Here is a 21,316-nt window from a genome sequence, read left to right on the forward strand (position 1 = left end):
AATAAAAGAGATTAATAGGTTTTGCTATGGACAATATGGGAATTTGGGTTACCGTTATCATTGTTCTTTTCGTACTAGGCTCCATTTTTGGTTTAAGAGTGAGCCCACGTGAAAAGGCACTTGGTATTATGCGTGATAAAGCACGCAAAATGGGATTACACCCACGTGTAATCGTTGCACCTGAATGGACACATGTCCCAATGGCGACTGAAAAACGTGCCAGCATGGTTGCTTATTATAGTGTATTGATTCCTGATGCCCGTTTATCTTTAATGCGTGCTCGCGTTATAGACGGCAAATTAAAAGTGGTGCAGGGTGATGAGAAATTTAATGATTCTCCCATTGCATTAAAAGGGATTTATGCTATTGATATGCAGGCAAACTGTGTAGGGCTTTATTGGGATGAGGAATCAGACCTGAGAGCAACACAATTAGATGAGATGAAGGCTTATCTGTTGACCTTGGCTAAAGCCTGATTTTTAAATTTATTGGTATAGGAATAACATTTTATATGGCGAATACCTCGCGCTCTGCATCTCAAAGCACAGCATCTACTGCACCTGCTGCACATAAACGTGCCTTAGTGATTGTGGAGTCGCCTGCCAAAGCGAAAACCATCAATAAATATTTGGGTTCGCAATTCATTGTAAAGTCTTCTGTAGGTCACGTACGTGACTTGCCAACAGGTGGCAGTAAATCAACAGAGAAAAAGCCGGCTGCCCGGACTAAACTCACCGAAGCCGAAAAAGAACAAAAAGCTAGTCAGGCTTTAGTTAATCGTATGGGCGTTGATCCTGAGCATGGTTGGGAAGCTCATTACGAAGTTCTGCCTGGTAAAGAAAATGTTGTAGCTGAACTCAAAAAACTCGCCAAAGATGCCGATGCAATCTATCTCGCAACGGACTTGGATAGAGAAGGGGAAGCCATTGCTTGGCACCTAAGAGAAGTGATTGGTGGTGATGACAGCCGTTATCACCGCGTAGTATTTAACGAAATTACCAAAAATGCCATTCAAGAAGCATTTAAACAGCCAACACGTCTTGATTTAAACCGTGTGAATGCTCAGCAAGCACGCCGTTTCTTAGACCGTGTCGTGGGCTTTATGGTTTCACCATTACTTTGGGAGAAAATTGCCCGTGGTTTATCTGCCGGACGTGTACAGTCAGTAGCAGTGAAACTGGTTGTAGAGCGTGAGCGTGAAATTCGTGCTTTTATTCCAGAAGAATATTGGCAAGTTTTTGCAGATACCCAAGCCAAAAAAGATGATATTCGTCTTGAAGCATTTAGACAGGCTGGTAAAGCCCTTAAACTGAAAAATAAAGCTGAAACTGATGCTTTATTAGATGTTTTAAAAGGTGCTGAATATAAAGTTGCACAGCGTGAAGATAAACCAACTAAGGTTAATCCAAGTGCACCTTACATCACTTCAACTTTGCAACAGGCTGCAAGTACACGTTTAGGCTTTTCTGTGAAGAAAACCATGATGTTGGCTCAGCGTTTATATGAAGCCGGTTTTATTACCTATATGCGTACTGACTCAACGTTCTTGAGTGATGATGCAGTAAGCATGGTACGTGCCCATATTGAAAGCCAATATGGTGAAAAATATTTACCGGCAAAGCCAAACCGTTATGGTAACAAAGCGGGTGCTCAAGAAGCCCATGAAGCGATTCGTCCATCAAATGTTGCACTTACAGGTGATCAGCTTGCGGGTGTAGAGCGTGATGCTCAACGTCTATATGACTTGATCTGGCGTCAGTTTGTTGCGTGTCAAATGACACCAGCAGAATATTTATCTTCTACTTTGATTGTTGAAGCAGCGAATGTTGAGTTAAAGGCAAAAGGCCGTACGCTTGTATTTGAAGGCTTCACGAAAGTACGTGGCGCGAATAAGTCAGATGACGATATTATTTTACCTGCTATTAAAGTAGGCGAGATCTTAAAATTAGAAAAGTTAGATCCAAGTCAGCACTTTACTAAACCACCTGCACGTTTTACTGAAGCATCTTTAGTTAAAGAGCTTGAAAAACGTAGTATTGGTCGTCCTTCGACCTATGCAGCGATTATTTCTACCATTCAGGAACGTGGTTACGTTAAGTTAGAAAACCGTCGTCTTTTCGCCGAAAAAATGGGTGAGATTGTGACGGATCGTCTCGATGAAAGTTTTAATAACTTGATGAACTATGCGTTTACGGCAGACCTTGAAGGACAGCTTGATAAAGTTGCAACAGGCGAGCGTAATTGGAAAGAGTTACTGGACACTTTCTACGGCGACTTTAAGAAACGTCTTACCAATGCTCAAGGTGAGCAGGGAATGCGCCGTAACCAACCAGTTGAAGTACCAGCAGTACATTGCCCTGAATGCTCACGTCCAATGCAGATTCGTACGGGTACAACAGGTGTATTCTTAGGATGTTCTGGCTATAACTTGCCGCCTAAAGAGCGTTGTAAGGGTACATTGAACTTAACACCTGTTGAGTCTTTAGCTGCGCTCTCTGATGATGATGGTGCTGAAACTGCTGACTTGATGTCAAAGCATCGCTGTGCAAAATGTGGCACTGCCATGGACAGCTATGTGATTGATGGTGGCCGTAAACTGCACGTATGTGGTAATAACCCTGACTGCGATGGTTTTGAGCTTGAAGAAGGTGAGTTCAAGATTAAGGGTTATGATGGCCCAACGATCCCATGTGATAAATGTGATGGTGAAATGCAGCTTAAGACGGGACGTTTTGGTCCGTATTTCGCTTGTACAAGCTGTGACAATACTCGTAAAGTCTTGAAGAGTGGACAACCTGCACCTCCACGTGTAGAACCGATCAAGATGGAACATTTGCGCTCAACGAAACATGATGACTTCTTTGTGTTGCGTGATGGTGCGGCGGGCTTATTCCTGGCAGCAAGTAAATTCCCGAAAATTCGTGAAACACGTGCGCCAAAAGTTGCAGAGTTACGTAGTGTGGCAGCTCAGCTTGATCCAAAATATCAATTTATTTTACAAGCACCAGATGTAGACCCTGAAGGTAATCCAACAATTGTGAAATTCAGTCGTAAGAATCAATCACAATATGTCGGTTCGGAAACCCCAGAAGGCAAACAAACCAAATGGAGCCTAGTTTACCAAGATGGTAAATGGGTTGAGGGCTAATCAAGTCCAACATAAAAAATGCTAGCTCAGCTAGCATTTTTTATGTCTAAAACAATAAAAGAAAATTTTAATTTTATGGGGAATAAGAATGTGGAAAAACATTCGGGTCTTATGCTTATTAATTATTTTATTGATTGTTGCTGTTCAAGCATGGCGAGATCAAAATCAAGATTGGAATCAGCCAGTTGTCATTATTTTACATCCAGTTAATGCAGATGGTTTGGAGACAACCCAGAGCTATATACATCAGTTAAAAAACGAAGATTTTTGGGCAATTAGCAGTTATTTAAGTGAGTGGTCACAGCATTATCGTGGGCAATCAGGAAACTTTACAATTCGCCTAGGACAACAGTTGCAGCAACGACCGCCTGAGGTTCCTCAAAACGCCAATATTTTGCATGTTATTTGGTGGAGCTTAAAATTTCGTTTCTATGCATGGCGACATCAACAACCTGAAGATAGTGGAGCTTCACTTAAACTTTATTTAAATTATTATGATCCCAACTACCAAAAAGTCTTGATCCATTCGACTGCTTTAGAAAAAGGTCGAATTGGTAGTGTGAATTTATTTGCGACCAAAACACAAGCTTCACAAAATCAGGTCGTGATTGTTCATGAGTTATTACACGGCTTTGGGGCACAAGACAAATACGATTTAAAAACTGGACAGCCTGTTTACCCTTTAGGTTATGCTCAACCTGAAAAAGTGCCTCTATATCCACAGACTGATGCCGAAATCATGGGTGGTCGAACACCTTTATCTGAACAGAGCAGTAAAATGCCGAATGGTTTACATGAAACATTAATTGGTTTACCTACAGCCCAAGAAATTGGCTGGGTGAAATAAAACTGTGGATAAATACTGCTTTATCCACATCAATTGTTAAAAAACGATGCAGATTTTATACAGACAAAAAATGTGAAGTGCATCACTATTATCAGGTAGATGAAATTCTAATGCCTGATAATAAGAGTAGCCATGATGAAAACTGTAGGTAATGATTTGGTACGTAATCAGTTACATGCTGACCGTAAATGGTATTTGATATTAGGGTTTGTGCTTATTGGTTTTGGTCTGATTTTATTTAGTTCATTACCATTTGCGACCTTTTCTGTTGTTTTTCTATTTGGAATACTCATGATGGTTGGCGGTGTTTTACACCTTGTCGCAGCTATGAGTGTTTTTAAAGGCGCAAGCCGATGGTTGTGGGCAATCTTTGGTGTGCTTTATTTAATGGCTGGTTATTATGCGTTTTCTACTCCAGTCACTACAGCAGTGGTTCTGACAAGCCTATTGTCTATAGCGCTGATTATTGCTGGTGCAATACGTACTATAAATGCAATTTTACTTAAGCCCATTACTGGATGGGGCTGGACCTTATTTTCAGGATTACTTACTCTGTTTACAGGTATTTTAATTTTAGTTTCTAAAGATTCACCTTTTTGGGTATTAGGAATGTTCCTTGCTATTGATATCTTATTTCAGGGAATTAACTTTTTAGGTTTGGCATCAGCCATCAAACATCTTCCATCTAGTTCAAAAACAGTATCTTAAAAATCAATATTGAACCAAAGAGCACTTTAGGTGCTCTTTTTGTTTTCAGGGAGGTGGCCCCATCAGTTGTCGGGGTCTGTTAAACTATGTCTTGGTGTTCTAGCGATATGTGTTATGAGTCTTGCAAAATTAATTAATGAACTAAATGCTCAGCAAAAAAAAGCAGCGACTACGTCTGCACAGAACTGTTTAGTTTTGGCGGGCGCTGGTTGTGGCAAGACTAAAACTATTGTTGCTCGTGCAGCCTATTTAATTGATCAAGGCTTGCCAGCGAACCAAATTCAGATTTTAACGTTTACTCGGCGTGCTGCGAGTGAAATTGTTGCAAGAGTAGAGCAGCATGTAGGAGCACAGGCAAAGGGTCTGCGAGCTTCAACTTTTCATACTTTTTGTATGTATTTACTACGCCGTAATCCACAAGCTTTTGGATTAAATCAATTTAGTATTATTGATCGCGATGATCAGTTACTGATGTTTCGTTTATTAAGAGGCAAAGATAAAGATAATGTCTTGCCTAAAGCAGCAGAGCTTTGTGATTTATATTCTTATGCCCGAAATACTCAAACAAAGCTTTCTGAAGCATTAATTAAACAGCTTCCAGATGCATATGAGCATAAGACTCAAATTGCAGATTTAATGAAAACCTATGAGCAGCGAAAAAGAGAGCGTAATTTTTTAGATTACGACGATATTTTATCAATTGTGGCTGTTCATTTACAAAACTCTGAAGCATTGACTAACTGGGTAGCAGGATTTTGTCGGGCATTGTTAGTTGATGAAATGCAAGATACCAATCCTTTGCAATGGGCTTTATTACAACCCCTGATTGGCAAAGTGAAGTTGTTTTGTGTGGGCGACGATGCCCAGTCGATTTATGGTTTCCGTGGTGCCGACTTTGAAAATATCCATTCTTTTAAAGAGCGAATACCTGATGCAGTCATTCATACACTGGATTTAAATTATCGCTCGACTCAAGAAATCTTGGATTTGTCAAACTGGTTGTTGGCGCATAGCCCCATTGATTATCAAAAACAGCTACAAGCGCGTCGTGGCCAAGGGCAAAAGCCTCAGCTACACCTATTTGGTAATGAGTATGAAGAAGCAAACTGGATTGCACAGGACTTAATAACGCGACATCAGCAAGGGGCAAGCTGGCACGACCATATGGTTTTGGTCCGTTCTGGCTATAGTGCACGATATCTGGAAGGGGCTTTTATTGCTGCTGAAGTACCTTATCGTTTTATTGGTGGGGTAAAACTTCTTGAGTCTGCCCATGTGAAAGACGTACTTAGCTTGCTACGTATTGTAAGTAACCCTCACGATGATTTGGCGTGGATGCGTTTTTTAACCTTGTGGGATGGTATTGGTGATGTTGGTGCGAGTAAGCTCGCTCAAGAGCTGATGGGTATTGGTGATGTTGAAGAGCGCTGCAACCGTCTAGAACGCCATGGAAAAGTCCCTTTACAAGCGATTTTAATTTTAAAGCAGCTAGATGTATTACAGCAGCATGTTGAAGCAAGTATTGGCTTAGCACTCGATGCTTTAGGTGAACAGCTAGAGCAGAATTATAAAACTAAAGATTGGTCACGTCGTTTGAAAGACTTTGATTTGGTCAAGCAACTTGCACGTAAACATGCATCTTTAGGTGAATTTCTCGAAGAATATGTTCTTGAACCTATTTCAGTTTCTGAAATTGAAAAAGCAGCTGATCAAGATTTAGTGACTTTAATTACGATTCATTCCGCTAAAGGTGCTGAACAAAAAGTCTGTTATGTACCTCATGTATCGCCAAATCAATATCCTTATGCAAGGGCGCAAGGCGATTTTGATGATGTCGAAGAAGAGCGCCGTGTATTGTATGTTGCGCTAACACGTGCAGAAAATGAATTAATTTTGACGAAGCAAAACCTCAATACATGGTCAGAAGACAATTATGACGAACAAGGTCGTAAAATTGAAAGCTACTTCCTAAATGATCTTCCTGCACATTTGGTTCAGGCAAAGATTCATAGGCAAGTGCCCCAGCCATTTGCTAAAAAGCAATGGAACCGTTCACCTGCAGTAAATTTAGGTTTTGGTATCGATCTGGATTAAACTACTGTATAAGACACTGTGATTACTTAAATATATATTGGCTGCTCCCTTTAATTGCCAATTAAGGTTAGAAAATGAAGATATTAGTTCGTAATTTAGATCGTGCTGTGAGTGAAACTGAAATTTTAGAGTTGTTCAAAGCATATGGTAAAGTTGATACGTGTGTTCTTGTTACTGATAAAGACACAGGTAAATCAAAAGGTTTTGGTTTTGTTGAGATGCCTAACCCACGTGAAGCAATTAAGGCAATTAAAGGCTTAAATCTGCTTAAAGTTAAAGGTAATGGAATTCGCGTTAAAGCAGCGGAAGAGTAAGTCTTTATTGTGAAAAGACAGTTTTTAGCTCTTTCGATTATAACGCCAAATGGTACTCGTATCGCTGAAGGTATCAAAACACTTGAAGTGCGTTCATGGGTACCTACAAAACTGCCAATCAAAGATCTATTGATTGTCGAAAATCAAAACTTTCTTTTCGCAGATACAGATGAAGAAGAAGGAGTTGCTGTCGCTTTGGTTGATGTCGACTCTATTCATACTTGGCGAAATGATGAGGTCAATTTGGCCTGTGCATCTGCTTGGAGCGAAGGGTATTTCGCGTGGGTCTTAAGTAATGTTCGTCCTATAAAGCAACCACTAAAAGTTTTAGCGAAACGTAAAATTTATCAAGTTGAGCTGGATTTACCATAAATAACGTTGATTTTATTAATGGAGTCGGTAAGCTAAAGAATAGCTGTTGCAATAGCGATTTTAAAACAGGAAAGTTTAGTTATGTCACGTGTTGCTCGTTATCATGCCGATCGTACCAATCAGAAGCTCTATTTTGCGCGCTTAGCGTGTCAACAAGCAGAACAGACTGATCATGTGCAGCAGATACAAGCCTACCGTGAAGCAGCTGTATTTCATTTACATGGCGCAATGTTAGCCTTCTTACAAGAATTGGTACGTTATTACCGTTTAAATGAATTGCAACCCACTTTAAAATCTATTGAAGAACATATGGCGGCAAAAGGACAAGTGTCTCCAGAAGTGTCCGTTTTGCAACAATTAGCAAAAGATGGTTTTGTCGCAGAGCTCAAACGAGCTTACCGTATGTGTCAATATGCACCAGAACCTAAAGAGCCGACCCCAGAAGAAGAAACATCTTCTAATCTCATTATCAAAGTGACTCAAGGTCCTCAATCTTGGTTGCCAGATGTTAAGATTTTGCGTGAATGGCATCGCGAATTAAGCCATTTAATTGATGGTTTTCGTAATGAAATGGTCGAGTTCTAAAATTAAACTGCCCGAGTGCTTGAAATTTAATGCGGGTGTGCCTATATAAATAAGACAAGAGATGCAAAGTGCAAGGGTGCTTTGCCACCATGTTGAAACATGGAGGAATTATATGTCTATACAGCAATTGAAAGAGTTATTTGGAAATCAAGAAGCCGTTTTGGAATTAGTCCAACTCGAAGGTGGCGAACTGGCCTTGCGTAATGCAGGTTCTGAGAATGAACCCTTGGTTAAAATTCAATTTAGCGATGAAGTAAAAGCAATCTTGGGTGAGCAAACGCCAGTTGTTGCTCAGCATATGATTCAGGCTGCACTATTTGGACTGCTCGAAAAGCAGGTAAACGAGTGGCAGGCTGAGGTATTAGACGAACAGCCTAAATTCTTAAGTTAAAAAAAGCGTACTCTTGAGTACGCTTTTTTCATAGGGTTAATGAATAGTTGACTGATGGGCAAGCTCGATCTGATTTAATATATGATGGCTCATATTCTTTGCCATTTCCTCTTTGGCATAGAACACTTCACCAATATTCTCATCTCTGATTACTGCGGCTTCTTCTTTACTTTCTGCGCAAATTAACACCTGAATTTGAGGATTTAATTGCTTGGCAATCGCCACAATACGGTGAATATCTAAAATATCCATTGGTGAGATCACCAAGAGTCTTGCATGCATGATATGTGCTTGAATTAAAACACCTGGTTCGGTTGCAACACCACTCACAGCAGCAATATTCGACTGACGTAGCTTTTCTACGATTTCACGATTCTCTTCAGCAATAACGACTTTAATATTTTCATTAATTAAATTTTCAGTAATACGTCGTCCCACACCGCCATATCCAACAATAACGACCTGATCGCGTAAATAAGCTTGATCAACTTCATCGGGTAACATTGCTAATGGGTCACCACTACGTTCCAGAAGACGAGCTAAATGAGAGCGCTCACGAATCCAGCGTTGTACAGGCTCAATGGCTGAGAATATAAAAGAGTTCAGCGTAATTGAAAATAAAGCACCAGCTAGAATCAAGTTTTGTGCTTCTAAAGTTAATAGGCCTAATGAGACACCAAGAGTTGCTAAAATGAACGAGAACTCACCAATTTGGGCCAAACTCGCGCCAACTGTAAGGGCTGTATTAATTGGATAGCGAAAGAATAAAACCAAAGCCATTGCAGCAAGCGTTTTACCTATCATAATAATTGCGATGACAGCCAAAATATGGAGTGGGCGGTCAATAAGAATATGTGGGTCAAACAACATGCCCACAGAAACAAAAAACAGAATTGAGAAAATTTCGCGTAATGGAAGCGTTTCCTCTTCTGCACGGTGACTAAAGTCTGATTCTTTAACAACCATCCCCGCAAAGAACGCCCCTAATGCCATTGAAACCCCAAAGATGGCATAAGACCCATAGGCAATTGAAACAGCAGCGGCAACAACAGTAAGAGTGAATAACTCTCTTGAACCTAAACGAGCAACAAACTGCATAATAATAGGAACAACACGTTTACCTACAATCAGCATAAAGGCAATAAAGCCAATTACTTTTAATAAAGTGAGTCCAAGAGTTAACCAGATATTACCATCTGCACCTTCTGGTGCTTTCCCGCCGAGTAAAACTGCTGTAGCTGGAAGGAGCACTAAAACAAGTACCATCACTAAATCTTCGACTAACAGCCAACCCACAGCAATTTTGCCGTTAACTGAGTCTAAAAGACCGCGGTCTCCTAAAGCTTTTAATAATACAACCGTACTCGCACACGACAAGCTTAAGCCAAAAACAAGTGCAGAACCAAAGCTCCATCCCCATAGCATGGATACGCCAACCCCTAATAGGGTAGCGACCGCAATTTGCAAAATCGCGCCTGGTAAAGCAATACGTCGAACCAGCAATAAGTCATTTAATGAAAAGTGCATCCCCACACCAAACATCAGAAACATGACCCCAAGTTCTGCAAGCTGGTTAGCAAGATGAATATCTGCTTCTATGCCAGGTGTATTTGGACTAATAATAATTCCGGCAATTAAATAGCCGATAAGAGGGGGGAGTCGTAATCGGGCTGCAATATAGCCAAAAATGAGGGCAACGCCGAAACCAACAGCAAGTAAAATAATTAAATCTACGTCATGCGGCACTAAAAACTCCTTTTACGTGAGTTAGGCTAAAGACAAGCATAAAAAATGCCAAGGCGAAATATGTGGAAAGTTTAACAAAAAAAAGCTACGTATAAAAAAAATGCAAAAAAAAACGACTTCATTGTGAAGTCGTTTTTTTTCGAGGCTAAAATTATTTGATTTTAGCTTCTTTGAAAATCACGTGTTGACGGATTTTTGGATCAAATTTTTTGATTTCCATTTTTTCCGGCATAGTACGTTTGTTTTTAGTCGTGGTATAGAAATAACCTGTACCAGCTGTAGAAACGAGACGAATCTTATCACGCATTGCTCAGACTCCTTAGATCTTTTGACCTTGAGCACGAAGGTCTGCAACAACCTTTTCGATACCCAATTTGTCAATAATACGCATACCTTTAGTGGTTAAACGAAGACGTACAAAACGTTTTTCGCTTTCTAACCAGAAACGGTGGTGGTGCAGGTTCGGCTCGAACCGGCGCTTGGTTTTGTTGTTGGCGTGTGAGACGTTGTTACCAACGACTGGACGCTTGCCGGTAACTTGGCAAACCTTAGACATGGTGTAACTCCATTGATTCAGCCAACAGCAAATCTGTGGCCAGTCATACTAAATGTAAACGGATGAATTCATTCAAGGGGCGTTTTATACCAAAAATACGATTAAAAGACAAGCGGAATTGGTAAAAACGAGGCATGATTTAGTATAACAGATCATGCCTTGATCAGTTAGCGCAACAAGGTTTTCGAAATGAAACGATGAATGGGCTTATTGAACGGTGGAAGAATGTATTTAAGGCTATAAAGTTTTGGATTTGACATCACCGAACGTTCATGAGAAAGGCTAAAAAAGCCCTCTGGTCCGTGATATTTCCCCATACCTGATGCACCAATTCCCCCAAACGGTAAATCATCTTGAGCCACATGGGTAATCACCATGTTGATTCCAAAATGCCCTGAGTGGGTGTGCTGTGCAATATAATCAGCGCGCGCCTGATCATAGTCAAAATAATACATCGCTAAAGGACGTGGGCGACTATTAATGAATTCGACGACTTCTTCTATTTGGTCATATTCCAAAATTGGTAGGATAGGTCCAAAAATTTCATTTTGCATAATATCCATTGCGGTCGTTACACCTGTAACTAACGTCGGCGCAATTTTACGGACATCATCTAAAATTTCATTTTGTGGATTAATTTCAACAATACGCGCGCCTTGATCACGAGCATTTTCAAGGTAGCCCTGAATACGGTTGTATTGTTTGTCATTAATAATAGACGTGTAGTCTTGATTATTGCGGAAATGAGGGTACATCCCAGCCACAATCAATTTAAAGTTTTCGATGAACTCGGCAGTTTTTCCGCGTGGTAAGAAAATATGGTCAGGTGCAACACAAGTTTGTCCCGCATTCCATAATTTACCTACAGCAATACGTTGAGCCACATCTTTCATGTCCATAGAGGCATGTACAAGAGCCGGAGATTTTCCACCTAACTCAAGAATAACTGGAACTAGGTTTTGAGCTGCGGCTGCCATCACTGTTTTACCAACAGAAGTCGAGCCTGTGAAAATCATTTTGTCAAAAGGCAAATGACTAAAAGCATCTGAAATAACGCCGCCACCATTCACCACAGCAACTAACTCTTGTGGGAATGCTTCTGCTAAGGCACTTTCAAGCACTCGTCCAAAGTTTGGAGAAGCACTCGAAATTTTGATCATGGCATGGTTGCCCGCTGCCAGCGCACATATTAATGGCCCCACTGAAAGAAGCAATGGGTAGTTCCATGGTGTAATAATACCAATCACACCCATAGGCTGATATTGTACCCAACCTTTTGCTGGCTGATGTAATACACTGATATGGCGTTTTGAAGGTTTCATCCACGCTGTCAGATGTTTACTGTAATATTTGATTTGTTCCAAACTAGTGAGTAACTCACCAATTTTTGTTTCCATAACTGCACGATTGCCATAATCAAGGTTAATTGCGTCGGCAATCTGATCTTGATATTTTACCAAGACTCTTTTAAGACGAGCTAAACGATCAATACGCTCTTTAGCAGTGGGTACCGGATGACGTAAATAAGCAAGCTTTTGTTGTTCAAGCAAGTCATGTAAATGCTTAACATCATAAGGGAGCTGAGTCTCTGGATTTGTTTTTGTTTGACTGTTCATCGGCACTTACCAAATACATTGATATTTTTATTTTTTAGAGTAAATACTCTAAATAGTCAAGTCAGTTTATGTGTTCAAGTCTTAACCATGTGAATTATTAAAGGTTATTAAAATGTCTCAACCTAAAGCTCTGAAGACAAAAGACCGGATTTTACAAATCAGTTTGCAGCTTTTTAACGAGCGAGGTGAACGGTCGGTTACAACCAATCATATTGCTGCGGAGTTAGGGATCAGTCCCGGAAACTTGTATTATCATTTCCGGAATAAGCATGAAATTATTAAGGAATTAATGCATCAATATCAGGCCGAGACTTTGGAAATGCTTTCTTTGCCTGAAGATAGACCATTAACGACCAATGATAAAATCAACTATTTTCAAGTGCTCAGTGGCCAGTTATGGAGTTATCGTTTTATTCATCGTGATGTTTATCACTTAGTTGAAAGTAACGAAGACTTTAAAAAGATTTATCCGCGTTTTGCGGGACAGGTCATGCAGCAGGGGCAAAAAATTTATCAAGCCTTTGTCGATGCGGGTCTTATGAAAATGACGGCATCGGAAATTGAAGCCCTCATTATTAACCTCTGGATTGTATTAACAAACTGGACCAACTTTTTATATATGTCTGGCCATATTAGTGACAATAACCATTTAGAAGAAAAATGGGTTTGGCAAGCTTTACGCCAAATGGTTTTCCTTGAAGGTCCTTATTTGATGGGGGAAAGCCGAGCGACTTATGAGCAGTTGCTTGAGTCGCTTGGCCCTTCAGATCTATTTGCCAGCTTGTCATCCTTGAAAGATGAATAGTTGTGCTTGCTTATTTAGGGCGCTAGAATACCCGGCCTATTAAAAAAATTTGTCTCAATTAAGCGATATTAACCAAATGAATATGACCACTGCCAATACAGCCCGTTTACTGATTACTTGTGAAGACAAGCCTGGGATCGTACAAGCGGTATCGAGCTTTTTGTATCACCAAGGTGCAAACATTACCGCGCTTGATCAGTACGCGACGGAAGCTCAGGGCGGACGTTATTTCATGCGGGTTGAATTTGAGCTTGACCACTTACAGTCACGTAAAGATGCCTTAATTCAAACTTTTGCTGCGAATGTTGCTGAGCGTTATGGCATGCAATGGCGCCTTGCTTTCGTAAACGATGTTAAAAAAGTTGGTATTTTAGTTTCTAAAGTGGACCATGCATTGCTTGAGTTATTATGGCGTCATGCACGCGGTTCGTTACCGTGTGAAATTACTCATGTCATTTCAAATCATGAAGACTTACGTGAATCTGTGGAAAACTTCGGTATTCCATTTACTGTAATTAAAGTCACTAAAGACAATAAAGCTGAAGCTTATGCGCAAATTGATGAAATGATGCAAGGCAACGATTTATTAGTTCTTGCACGTTACATGCAGATTTTAAGTGAAGATTTTGTTGCGAAATGGGAAATGAAAATCATCAATATTCATCATTCTTTCTTGCCAGCTTTTGTGGGTGCTAACCCCTATAAGCAAGCTTATGAAAAAGGTGTGAAGTTGATTGGTGCGACAGCTCACTATGTAACTGCTGACCTTGATCAAGGCCCAATTATTGAGCAAGACGTTGAGCGTGTAAGCCACGATTATAATGTTGAGCAATTACGTGAACTTGGTGAAGATGTAGAACGTAATGTATTGGCTCGTGCAGTGAAGTGGCATTTAGAAGATCGTATTATTGTTGATGGTAATAAGACCGTTGTTTTTTAAATAGCAAGTATTCTAAAAAAGCACGCTTCTTGCGTGTTTTTTTATATCCAAAATATATTTGAAATGATATAACGTATCAGTATTGAGTGGTTTTATGTTAGGATTTGATCTGTCCATGGTGCAATTAGCCTAACTATTTAAGTTTGACTAAACAAATTATGAACAGGAGATATCTATTGATGTAACTATGAGAAAACTAAAGCAAAGATACTGAGCCACTACGAAGTCATGAGGCAGAGTAAATGTTTTTCTCAAAAAATAGTTGCAAATGAAAACACTTCTCATTTATTATTGTGGCACTTTATTGTTCTATCCGATGTTTGAAATCGTTTCTATAAATAGAAAGCTGAAATCATCATCCATTAGGTAATTAGATTCTTATGAGTCAATCTTCCGCAGCCTTAAACTCTCCCAATCCGATGAAAAAGAAAGTCATCACTGCACTAATTGCGGTTGCAATTGGTCATATCGGGGTCTTATGGGCAGTTAGCCATATTAAGCCTGCTGAATTAAAGCCAATCGATAAGAAACCTTTACAGGTCCGTTTCGTAAAAATTCAAGAGCAACCAAAACCACTACCTCCTAAACCAAAGGAACCGCCTAAAAAGCCGGAACCGAAGAAAGAGGTAAAAGAAGTTAAAGTTGTTGAAAAGCCTGTGACACCACCGAAGAAAGTGGAAAAAATTCAACAGGTGAAAAAGGCTGAAACACCAAAAGAAACAGTAAAGACAGAACCTAAAGTTGAAACCAAAGTAGTGACAACGACAACAACTGTGACTGAAAAAGTTGTTGAAAAACCAAAGCCAGTGGTACAAGAAGCACCTAAAACTCAACCCGCTCCAGATCCATCACCAAAACGAGTTTCAATTGGTGGTTCGGGGGTACAGTGGAGTCGTTCACCACGTTTAACAGTTTCTTCAAAAGATTTACAAGGCGAAGCACGCTCTGTCATGGTACTGATTGAAGCCGATGAAAAGGGCAAGATTATTAATGTACGAGTGACCAGAAGTAGTGGTATTCCAAGTCTAGATGACAAAGTTGTCCGTGCTGTTCGCGGTGCGAAATTTAAACCTTATATGGAAAATGGCGTTGCTTATCCAATTAAAGCAGAGCAACCCTTTGATTTAACCCCTTAAATGAATTTGAGTCCCAACGGCTAACCTTAATCAGGAGTTCATATGAACTTTTCAATCTATTGGCAACATGCAGATGCAGTGAGTAAAACCCTGTATTTCATCTTATTGGCAATGTCGATTGCTACCTGGACAGTTTTCATCTTACGTTTGATGGGGACTCGCCAATTAAAGCAACAAGCTTATGCTCAACTTTCTCAGGCTATCACTTCGCTAAAAGCAAAGTTACAACCTTTAAGTTTTGAGCAACGTAAAGCAGTTGCAGAGCAGGCTCTACTTCGTCAAATTTCTGCTGAAAAAGTCAATGCTGAAAAGGGTATTTCTGTTTTAGGAACAATTGCTTCAATTGCACCATTCGTTGGTTTGTTTGGTACAGTATGGGGAATTTTCCATGCACTTGTTGCTGTAGGTAAGAGTGGTCAGGCAGGTTTGGCTCAAGTGGCTACACCAGTAGGTGAAGCACTTATCATGACGGGTCTTGGTCTTGCAGTTGCGATTCCTGCAGTATTGGCTTATAACATTTGTGTGCGTGCTAACCGTGGTCTTGCGCATGACTTACAAGATCAAGCGCACAGCTTATTAATTGATACGATGTTGCAGCAAGACTCAACTGTGAAGTCTGATGTTAAAACTGCACAGCAAAGTTATGTTGGAGGTCAAGCTTAATGGCTTTTCAATTGGGTGAAGACCACGATAGTGGCATAAATGAGATGAACCTCATTCCGCTAATCGACATTATGTTGGTGTTAATGATCATCTTTTTGGTCACAGCAACAGTTGCCAACCCATCGATTCCATTAACGCTTCCTAAAACAACTGCTGAAATTATTGATCCACCACCAAAAGCAATTACGATTAGTATTAATGCAAATGGTGAAGTGGCTTGGGATACTCAAGTAATTAGCCTTGATGAGCTTCAAAAACGTTTTCAAGAAGCAGGTCAAGGTGATGTTAAACCAACAGTTCAGCTTCGTGCAGATAAAGAGTCGAAGTACGATACTGTTGCACAGGTAATGTCTCGCGCCAGTGAAGCCGGACTGAGCGATATTGCCTTTGTCAGTGAAAACTAGAATTTAGTTTACCTCATAAAAAAGCAACCGATTTGGTTGCTTTTTTATTGCTCTAATTTATTGATCTTTCATCAGATGCTGGAATTTACTATAGAGCTTGAGCAACTTAGGTGGAATCGCAAAGTTGCAATAACCTTGTGAAGGATTCTTTGCATAGTAATTCTGATGATATTCTTCGGCTGGATAGAACGTCGGAACAGGAGACAGTTCAGTCACAATATCAAGATCATCATCTTTTAGCGTTTGAATCGTATGTTCCGCTGCCTGCTTCTGCTCTTCATTGTAATAGTAAATAACAGAGCGATATTGCGTGCCAATATCATTACCTTGGCGGTTTAAAGTCGTTGGATCATGAGTCGCGAAGAACACATCGAGTAACTGGGAGTAAGTTACTTGCTCTTCATCAAAATCAACCAAGATCACCTCAGCGTGCTGGGTATCTCCTTGACATACTTGCTCGTAGGTAGGGTTAGTCGTGTGCCCACCTGCATAACCACTAGTTACTTTTTCTACACCGCGTATTTGTAAAAATACAGCTTCGACGCACCAAAAACAGCCGCCGCCAAATAATGCCTGTTGCATTGTTTTTCCCTCTATTTCCTGCCTATTACAATAGGGTTTATGTATTTAAAATACAAAGTAAAGCATGTATAAAAAAGTAAAGAAAAGTGCATTACTTATTTCATTTTGCTTTAGGTAAACCTTGTCGAACGATTTGAGAGAAGTGTTCACTACTCTGATCTGAAAGCTGTTCAAAATTTTCAGTACGTGGGTTGATATGTGCAATTTGATACCACTGTTTTAAACTGATAGTTTGATTAAGTGCTTTAAGATCATATAAATAATTAGGTAAGTAACCTGACGCGATTAGACGATAATCTTTAGGAAGCTCATATGGATTAATGGCTTGAACCATATCAAAAATTAGAGTTGTACAGTTACTCGTGAGCGTATTGTACCACTCTGGTTTTGTACGTAACTCATCTGATTTTTTAAGATATTCTAAAAATAAAGCTTTTTGCTCAGATCGCGGCATGTTGATAGGAAAATTATAAACTTGCTCTTTGCGGATGTTACTCCGGGTGTACACAATATCTTTTTCATCAGAAGCAATGAGGCTAAGTTCATATTTTCTAAAAAAACCACCGATTGCTGAAAACTCTTCGGTTTTTTCTTTGCGAATTTCAATTGAGAAGACTAAAGGTTGCTGATTCTTAAACTCAAAACTCACGAGTGTATGGGCAATTTGTGGCCCCATCCAGTAAGAGGCAATGATGTTTATGCCATTTAATTGCTTAAGGTCAAAAGTTCGAGTTTCCCAGCGAACATCATAGGTTCCATCGGGATGCCAATTGAAGTTACGAACATTATGCAGAGTAATCACATCGCCGTGCTTTTCGTAGCTCAGCATATTGGCAACTTCAGGGTTCCAATCACGGTCTTGACGTGCAGTAATCGAAAAATACCAAACGAGAGAGCAGGCAAATGCTAAAAGGTAAATCAGGATGTCTGTACGGCGGCTAATAATATGACCTTCAACATATAGGCCCGCCATACTCAGCGCAAAAGCAATCCAGATGCCAATGAGTATGCGACTACCTAACCATCCGAATGGTTGTTGAACCCAGAGCGCTACGCATACCCAAATGCTAGAGAGCACAATAAACAGCGTGAATAGACTATGTAACAGCCCAAAAAGTAGAGCAATAATAAATTCACGTGTTCCGATATTGTGCATAGACATCCATAGAATTATTTTTTATAAGTGGCAAACTCGAATGAAGTTCCTGATTTTTCATCAACTTGCTGTTCACTCGCAGTTTTATGAAATTCACTCGGTATTGTTGGGTAATGTGCATCACCTTGTACATCTAAGTCAACATGAGTGAGTTCAAGACGGTCTGCAATTGACAAAGTTTGCTTGAAGATCTCGCCGCCACCAATGATGAACAATGCTTGTTTTTCAGTATTTTTTACATCTTCTAAAGCTGCATTTAAAGCATCTTCAATTGAATAGGCAACTTTAACACCGTCAAATTGCCAGTTAATGTCACGGGTAATGACCCAGTTCACACGGTTTGGCAGCGCACGGCCCATAGACTCAAGGGTTTTACGGCCCATCACGACCACACCGCCTTGGGTGATTTCTTTAAAGTGTTTTAAGTCGGCAGAAATATGCCATGGCAACGCATTGCCTTTACCAATACAGTGGTTTTTATCCATTGCCACAACGTGAACAACTTCTACATTTTGCCATGCCATAATCTTATTCTCTAAACCGTAACCTAATGAAATTTGAGTCGTCGTTATACTGCAACGGGTGCTTTAATTGCAGGGTGTGACTCATAACCTACAATTTCAATATCTTCAAATTTGAAATCAAATAAGTCTTTTATTTCTGGATTTAGTTTCAATTGGCAAAGCGGTAAAGGTTCACGTGTCAATTGAAGTTTAGCTTGTTCAAAATGGTTAACATAAAGATGCGTATCACCACCCGTCCAAACAAAATCACCGACTCCTAAACCGCACACTTGAGCAATCATATGGGTGAGTAACGCATAGCTCGCAATATTAAAAGGTACACCTAAGAATACGTCTGCACTACGTTGATAAAGTTGGCATGACAACTTGTTGTCTTGTACGAAAAATTGAAAAAGCGTGTGACAAGGTGGTAAAGCCACTTGTCCAGCTTCATTCGGGTTCCAACCGGAAATAATTAGACGACGAGAGTTTGGATTGGTTTTAATTTCATTAATTAACCATTTAATCTGGTCAAAACCATCTTGGTTATAAGTACCATCAGCGTTTTTGGTTGCACCGAAATTACGCCATTGATGACCATAGACTGGACCAAGCTCATGTTCTGGGCGGCCAAAACGAGCAGTTTGTTCTGCTGTTGCCCACTCATCCCAAATTGAAACTTTATTATCTTTTAGATATTGGACGTTGGTGTCGCCTTTTAAAAACCAAAGTAACTCAATCACAATCGAGCGGAAGTGAACTTTTTTTGTGGTGAGTAAAGGAAAACCTTTAGAGAGATCAAAACGCATTTGATGACCAAATACAGAACGGGTTCCTGTGCCTGTACGGTCGCCTTTGTCACCGCCATTATCAAGGATATGTTGTAGTAGGTCTAAATATGCACGCATAGCACTCTCGAGTTCGGATTAATTCCATAAAATAAAAGGGAAAGATAGGTCAGATGATATATAAATACATAAATGTGTAAATACATAAATGTATAAATACTCAAAGATGATACCTGTTGTAGCTCAAGATGAAAATCTAAAAATGGTTCTATGACATTTCAATGGATGTAATTATTCAAATCGTTTGGCACGATTTTGATAAATTGAAACAAGAAAAAAGCCAACCAGTACAAAGCCTAAAGCTTGTATTGCAAGAATCCATTTATCCTGAACAGGAAGCAGATACATCAAAATAACGACGATAAAAATAGGATAGATTTTGATTAAAAGTCCAAAGCTCGATTTATATGATTTGTTATTTGAAATTTTGCTATTTAAGTAATGTCCAACTTGTAAACCAAAACCGAGAATAAGGCTAACTACGGTATAAATAGGAGACAAGGGCTGAATTTGATTAGCTGCGTAAACTGCCCCACAAACGGCAACAATAAAGATGAGTTTGATATGGCGCGGAGCGTTGTACCAATAAGCCAACATGACAACTAAACCTATTTCTTAAAAAGCGATTGAGGTGAAAAAATAAAAGCTGCTAGTGCCATAAACGCGATTCCTTGAACGCCCCAGATCAGCAAGTTTGGCATTGCTTTAACAAAAATAAGGGCAAACAAAAGGGCAATAGGAATCCAAGTAAATAGACGGTAGAGTAAACCAGTTGGGTTGCTTTGAGCGAAATGCAATTTAAAGTAACGACAGATTAAAAAAATTACTCCAGTCCCAGTAAACATTAGAATCGTATCTAAAGGCAGCGGTTGGTATTGATATAGTGCAATACAAATAAGTAGCGTAATAATCAAAATCACTAATTTTTTAAATGTTGGGACTTGCGTGTTAAACCAGAATTCCAGCATGGTGTATCTTCATTTTGGGAGAGTAAAAACTGTAGCATAAAAAAAGAAAAGAGGAGCCGAAACTCCTCTAATTTAGATATTAACTATTCTTTTGTGGTCCCCAGTCATAAATTTTCTTTTGGTAGGCATACCACATCATCCAAAGGCCAATCAGCAGCATTGGAATTGTTAGAATCTGTCCTTTTGTCATCCAGCCAAACAGAATAAAACCTTGATCGGCATCAGGCTGACGGAAGAATTCCATAACAAAACGGGCAACGCCATATCCCATTAAAAATAGGGCAGAAACGGCCATACGTGGACGCGGTTTTGAACTAAACCACCACAAGATAATGAATAGAATTAAACCTTCACAAAGTGCTTGATAGATTTGTGATGGATGGCGGACCAGATGTAATGGATCTGTCGGGAAAATCATACCAAATGGATAATTTGGGTCAGTTACCGCACGACCATATAACTCTCCACCAATAAAGTTACCAATGCGTCCGAACATTAAGCCAGTCGGTACACAAGGGGCAATAAAGTCGAGGGTTTGGAACCATGTTTTTTGGTATTTTTTACACCAAAATAACATCGCAACCATAACACCGAGAAAGCCGCCGTGGAAACTCATGCCACCTGTCCAGACTTGGAATAACCAAATCGGATTTTCGAGGAATTTATCAAACTCATAGAAAAGGACATAGCCGATACGACCGCCCAGAACAACACCTAGAGCACCATAGAACACCAGGTCGGAAACCATGTCCGATGTCCAGCCATCACGTTGTTTGGCACGGTAGGAAGCAAGCCCCCAAGCACATAAAAATGCCAATAAATACATGAGTCCATACCAATGGACTTGAAGAGGTCCTAAGTGTATTGCGACCGGATCGATATTAGGATAGGTCAGCATTGCTGCTCCTTGATCTTACGTTTTGACAGATTGTAG

At 39.9% G+C, this 21,316-nt stretch carries 24 protein-coding genes and 1 pseudogene; 14 read left to right on the forward strand and 11 right to left on the reverse strand.

The genetic code is table 11. The features are described 5' to 3' along the window. Window positions 1-26: 26 nt before the first annotated feature. From ACINWC141_RS16850 to ACINWC141_RS16890, 9 genes are all read left to right on the forward strand, one after another. Window positions 27-476 (forward strand): hypothetical protein, encoded by a 450-nt coding sequence (locus ACINWC141_RS16850; protein WP_009393208.1) that lies wholly within the window; start codon window positions 27-29, stop codon window positions 474-476. 35 nt (window positions 477-511) lie between these two features. After that, the gene (gene topA, locus ACINWC141_RS16855; RefSeq protein WP_009393140.1) at window positions 512-3,148 is read left to right on the forward strand and encodes a type I DNA topoisomerase; all 2,637 of its coding nucleotides are present in this window, start codon (window positions 512-514) and stop codon (window positions 3,146-3,148) included. A gap of 88 nt (window positions 3,149-3,236) precedes the next feature. Next, window positions 3,237-3,995 (forward strand): hypothetical protein, encoded by a 759-nt coding sequence (locus ACINWC141_RS16860; RefSeq protein WP_009393003.1) that lies wholly within the window; start codon window positions 3,237-3,239, stop codon window positions 3,993-3,995. Between the two features lie 135 nt (window positions 3,996-4,130). Next, window positions 4,131-4,703: an HdeD family acid-resistance protein gene (locus ACINWC141_RS16865; RefSeq protein ID WP_034678993.1), complete on the forward strand. Its 573-nt coding sequence runs from the start codon at window positions 4,131-4,133 to the stop codon at window positions 4,701-4,703. Window positions 4,704-4,817: 114 nt separating this feature from the next. Further along, complete coding sequence (locus tag ACINWC141_RS16870; RefSeq protein WP_009393237.1) at window positions 4,818-6,797, forward strand: ATP-dependent helicase; 1,980 nt, start codon at window positions 4,818-4,820, stop codon at window positions 6,795-6,797. A 74-nt stretch (window positions 6,798-6,871) separates the two neighbouring features. Further along, window positions 6,872-7,111, forward strand: coding sequence for an RNA recognition motif domain-containing protein (locus ACINWC141_RS16875; protein ID WP_009393068.1), 240 nt, complete (start codon window positions 6,872-6,874; stop codon window positions 7,109-7,111). Window positions 7,112-7,120: 9 nt separating this feature from the next. Beyond that, complete coding sequence (locus ACINWC141_RS16880; RefSeq protein ID WP_009393247.1) at window positions 7,121-7,483, forward strand: ASCH domain-containing protein; 363 nt, start codon at window positions 7,121-7,123, stop codon at window positions 7,481-7,483. Window positions 7,484-7,564: 81 nt separating this feature from the next. Beyond that, the gene (locus ACINWC141_RS16885) at window positions 7,565-8,068 is read left to right on the forward strand and encodes a DUF6586 family protein (protein ID WP_004794811.1); all 504 of its coding nucleotides are present in this window, start codon (window positions 7,565-7,567) and stop codon (window positions 8,066-8,068) included. Between the two features lie 112 nt (window positions 8,069-8,180). Next, window positions 8,181-8,459, forward strand: coding sequence for a hypothetical protein (locus ACINWC141_RS16890; RefSeq protein WP_002114792.1), 279 nt, complete (start codon window positions 8,181-8,183; stop codon window positions 8,457-8,459). A 36-nt stretch (window positions 8,460-8,495) separates the two neighbouring features. Here ACINWC141_RS16890 and ACINWC141_RS16895 read toward each other — a convergent pair whose 3' ends face one another. The 4 genes from ACINWC141_RS16895 to ACINWC141_RS16910 form a co-directional block, all read right to left on the reverse strand. After that, a complete protein-coding gene (locus tag ACINWC141_RS16895; protein WP_009393075.1) occupies window positions 8,496-10,205 on the reverse strand; it encodes a cation:proton antiporter in 1,710 nt (569 codons plus the stop codon). A gap of 151 nt (window positions 10,206-10,356) precedes the next feature. Then, entirely contained in the window at window positions 10,357-10,512 is a 156-nt protein-coding gene (gene rpmG / locus ACINWC141_RS16900; protein WP_003654787.1) for a 50S ribosomal protein L33, read from the reverse strand. Between the two features lie 12 nt (window positions 10,513-10,524). Beyond that, window positions 10,525-10,761, reverse strand: a complete 237-nt coding sequence (gene rpmB / locus ACINWC141_RS16905) for a 50S ribosomal protein L28 (protein ID WP_000048256.1) — start codon at window positions 10,759-10,761, stop codon at window positions 10,525-10,527. Window positions 10,762-10,928: 167 nt separating this feature from the next. Further along, the gene (locus ACINWC141_RS16910; RefSeq protein ID WP_009393251.1) at window positions 10,929-12,377 is read right to left on the reverse strand and encodes a coniferyl aldehyde dehydrogenase; all 1,449 of its coding nucleotides are present in this window, start codon (window positions 12,375-12,377) and stop codon (window positions 10,929-10,931) included. 112 nt (window positions 12,378-12,489) lie between these two features. Between ACINWC141_RS16910 and ACINWC141_RS16915 the strand changes: the two genes are divergently transcribed. The 5 genes from ACINWC141_RS16915 (at window position 12,490) to ACINWC141_RS16935 (ending at window position 16,325) form a co-directional block, all read left to right on the forward strand. After that, window positions 12,490-13,182, forward strand: a complete 693-nt coding sequence (locus ACINWC141_RS16915; protein ID WP_034678997.1) for a TetR/AcrR family transcriptional regulator — start codon at window positions 12,490-12,492, stop codon at window positions 13,180-13,182. Between the two features lie 76 nt (window positions 13,183-13,258). Then, complete coding sequence (gene purU / locus ACINWC141_RS16920; RefSeq protein ID WP_004794803.1) at window positions 13,259-14,122, forward strand: formyltetrahydrofolate deformylase; 864 nt, start codon at window positions 13,259-13,261, stop codon at window positions 14,120-14,122. Window positions 14,123-14,502: 380 nt separating this feature from the next. Continuing rightward, complete coding sequence (locus tag ACINWC141_RS16925; RefSeq protein WP_009393029.1) at window positions 14,503-15,258, forward strand: energy transducer TonB; 756 nt, start codon at window positions 14,503-14,505, stop codon at window positions 15,256-15,258. Window positions 15,259-15,300: 42 nt separating this feature from the next. Then, window positions 15,301-15,921 (forward strand): MotA/TolQ/ExbB proton channel family protein, encoded by a 621-nt coding sequence (locus ACINWC141_RS16930; RefSeq protein WP_004641039.1) that lies wholly within the window; start codon window positions 15,301-15,303, stop codon window positions 15,919-15,921. Then, entirely contained in the window at window positions 15,921-16,325 is a 405-nt protein-coding gene (locus tag ACINWC141_RS16935; protein WP_003654800.1) for an ExbD/TolR family protein, read from the forward strand. Before ACINWC141_RS16930 ends, ACINWC141_RS16935 begins: the two co-directional genes overlap by 1 nt. Window positions 16,326-16,382: 57 nt before the next feature. Here ACINWC141_RS16935 and msrA read toward each other — a convergent pair whose 3' ends face one another. From msrA to lgt, 7 genes and pseudogenes are all read right to left on the reverse strand, one after another. After that, the gene (gene msrA / locus ACINWC141_RS16940; RefSeq protein WP_005036987.1) at window positions 16,383-16,907 is read right to left on the reverse strand and encodes a peptide-methionine (S)-S-oxide reductase MsrA; all 525 of its coding nucleotides are present in this window, start codon (window positions 16,905-16,907) and stop codon (window positions 16,383-16,385) included. A gap of 100 nt (window positions 16,908-17,007) precedes the next feature. Beyond that, window positions 17,008-18,063 (reverse strand): Lnb N-terminal periplasmic domain-containing protein, encoded by a 1,056-nt coding sequence (locus tag ACINWC141_RS16945; protein ID WP_009393016.1) that lies wholly within the window; start codon window positions 18,061-18,063, stop codon window positions 17,008-17,010. A 14-nt stretch (window positions 18,064-18,077) separates the two neighbouring features. Next, complete coding sequence (locus ACINWC141_RS16950) at window positions 18,078-18,587, reverse strand: dihydrofolate reductase (RefSeq protein WP_003654807.1); 510 nt, start codon at window positions 18,585-18,587, stop codon at window positions 18,078-18,080. A gap of 44 nt (window positions 18,588-18,631) precedes the next feature. After that, window positions 18,632-19,474 carry a thymidylate synthase gene (thyA, locus tag ACINWC141_RS16955; RefSeq protein WP_009393073.1) on the reverse strand — a complete coding sequence of 281 codons (843 nt, stop codon included), beginning with the start codon at window positions 19,472-19,474 and terminating at the stop codon, window positions 18,632-18,634. A gap of 173 nt (window positions 19,475-19,647) precedes the next feature. Further along, window positions 19,648-20,011 (reverse strand): annotated as a pseudogene (locus tag ACINWC141_RS16960) (hypothetical protein); the annotation flags it as partial. An 11-nt stretch (window positions 20,012-20,022) separates the two neighbouring features. Further along, window positions 20,023-20,382: a hypothetical protein gene (locus tag ACINWC141_RS16965; RefSeq protein WP_009392979.1), complete on the reverse strand. Its 360-nt coding sequence runs from the start codon at window positions 20,380-20,382 to the stop codon at window positions 20,023-20,025. A 79-nt stretch (window positions 20,383-20,461) separates the two neighbouring features. After that, the gene (gene lgt, locus ACINWC141_RS16970; RefSeq protein WP_009393202.1) at window positions 20,462-21,280 is read right to left on the reverse strand and encodes a prolipoprotein diacylglyceryl transferase; all 819 of its coding nucleotides are present in this window, start codon (window positions 21,278-21,280) and stop codon (window positions 20,462-20,464) included. Window positions 21,281-21,316: the final 36 nt, after the last annotated feature.

Source organism: Acinetobacter sp. WC-141 (genome assembly GCF_000313935.1).
In the GTDB taxonomy this organism is placed as follows: Bacteria; Pseudomonadota; Gammaproteobacteria; order Pseudomonadales; family Moraxellaceae; genus Acinetobacter.

Coding starts and splice junctions, on each gene's coding strand:
- ACINWC141_RS16850 (WP_009393208.1), top strand. CDS start 27: ATGGACAATATGGGAATTTGGGTTACCGTTATCATTGTTCTTTTCGTA.
- topA (WP_009393140.1), top strand. CDS start 512: ATGGCGAATACCTCGCGCTCTGCATCTCAAAGCACAGCATCTACTGCA.
- ACINWC141_RS16860 (WP_009393003.1), top strand. CDS start 3,237: ATGTGGAAAAACATTCGGGTCTTATGCTTATTAATTATTTTATTGATT.
- ACINWC141_RS16865 (WP_034678993.1), top strand. CDS start 4,131: ATGAAAACTGTAGGTAATGATTTGGTACGTAATCAGTTACATGCTGAC.
- ACINWC141_RS16870 (WP_009393237.1), top strand. CDS start 4,818: ATGAGTCTTGCAAAATTAATTAATGAACTAAATGCTCAGCAAAAAAAA.
- ACINWC141_RS16875 (WP_009393068.1), top strand. CDS start 6,872: ATGAAGATATTAGTTCGTAATTTAGATCGTGCTGTGAGTGAAACTGAA.
- ACINWC141_RS16885 (WP_004794811.1), top strand. CDS start 7,565: ATGTCACGTGTTGCTCGTTATCATGCCGATCGTACCAATCAGAAGCTC.
- ACINWC141_RS16890 (WP_002114792.1), top strand. CDS start 8,181: ATGTCTATACAGCAATTGAAAGAGTTATTTGGAAATCAAGAAGCCGTT.
- rpmG (WP_003654787.1), bottom strand. CDS start 10,512: ATGCGTGATAAGATTCGTCTCGTTTCTACAGCTGGTACAGGTTATTTC.
- rpmB (WP_000048256.1), bottom strand. CDS start 10,761: ATGTCTAAGGTTTGCCAAGTTACCGGCAAGCGTCCAGTCGTTGGTAAC.
- ACINWC141_RS16910 (WP_009393251.1), bottom strand. CDS start 12,377: ATGAACAGTCAAACAAAAACAAATCCAGAGACTCAGCTCCCTTATGAT.
- ACINWC141_RS16915 (WP_034678997.1), top strand. CDS start 12,490: ATGTCTCAACCTAAAGCTCTGAAGACAAAAGACCGGATTTTACAAATC.
- purU (WP_004794803.1), top strand. CDS start 13,259: ATGAATATGACCACTGCCAATACAGCCCGTTTACTGATTACTTGTGAA.
- ACINWC141_RS16925 (WP_009393029.1), top strand. CDS start 14,503: ATGAGTCAATCTTCCGCAGCCTTAAACTCTCCCAATCCGATGAAAAAG.
- ACINWC141_RS16930 (WP_004641039.1), top strand. CDS start 15,301: ATGAACTTTTCAATCTATTGGCAACATGCAGATGCAGTGAGTAAAACC.
- ACINWC141_RS16935 (WP_003654800.1), top strand. CDS start 15,921: ATGGCTTTTCAATTGGGTGAAGACCACGATAGTGGCATAAATGAGATG.
- msrA (WP_005036987.1), bottom strand. CDS start 16,907: ATGCAACAGGCATTATTTGGCGGCGGCTGTTTTTGGTGCGTCGAAGCT.
- ACINWC141_RS16945 (WP_009393016.1), bottom strand. CDS start 18,063: ATGCACAATATCGGAACACGTGAATTTATTATTGCTCTACTTTTTGGG.
- ACINWC141_RS16950 (WP_003654807.1), bottom strand. CDS start 18,587: ATGGCATGGCAAAATGTAGAAGTTGTTCACGTTGTGGCAATGGATAAA.
- thyA (WP_009393073.1), bottom strand. CDS start 19,474: ATGCGTGCATATTTAGACCTACTACAACATATCCTTGATAATGGCGGT.
- ACINWC141_RS16965 (WP_009392979.1), bottom strand. CDS start 20,382: ATGCTGGAATTCTGGTTTAACACGCAAGTCCCAACATTTAAAAAATTA.
- lgt (WP_009393202.1), bottom strand. CDS start 21,280: ATGCTGACCTATCCTAATATCGATCCGGTCGCAATACACTTAGGACCT.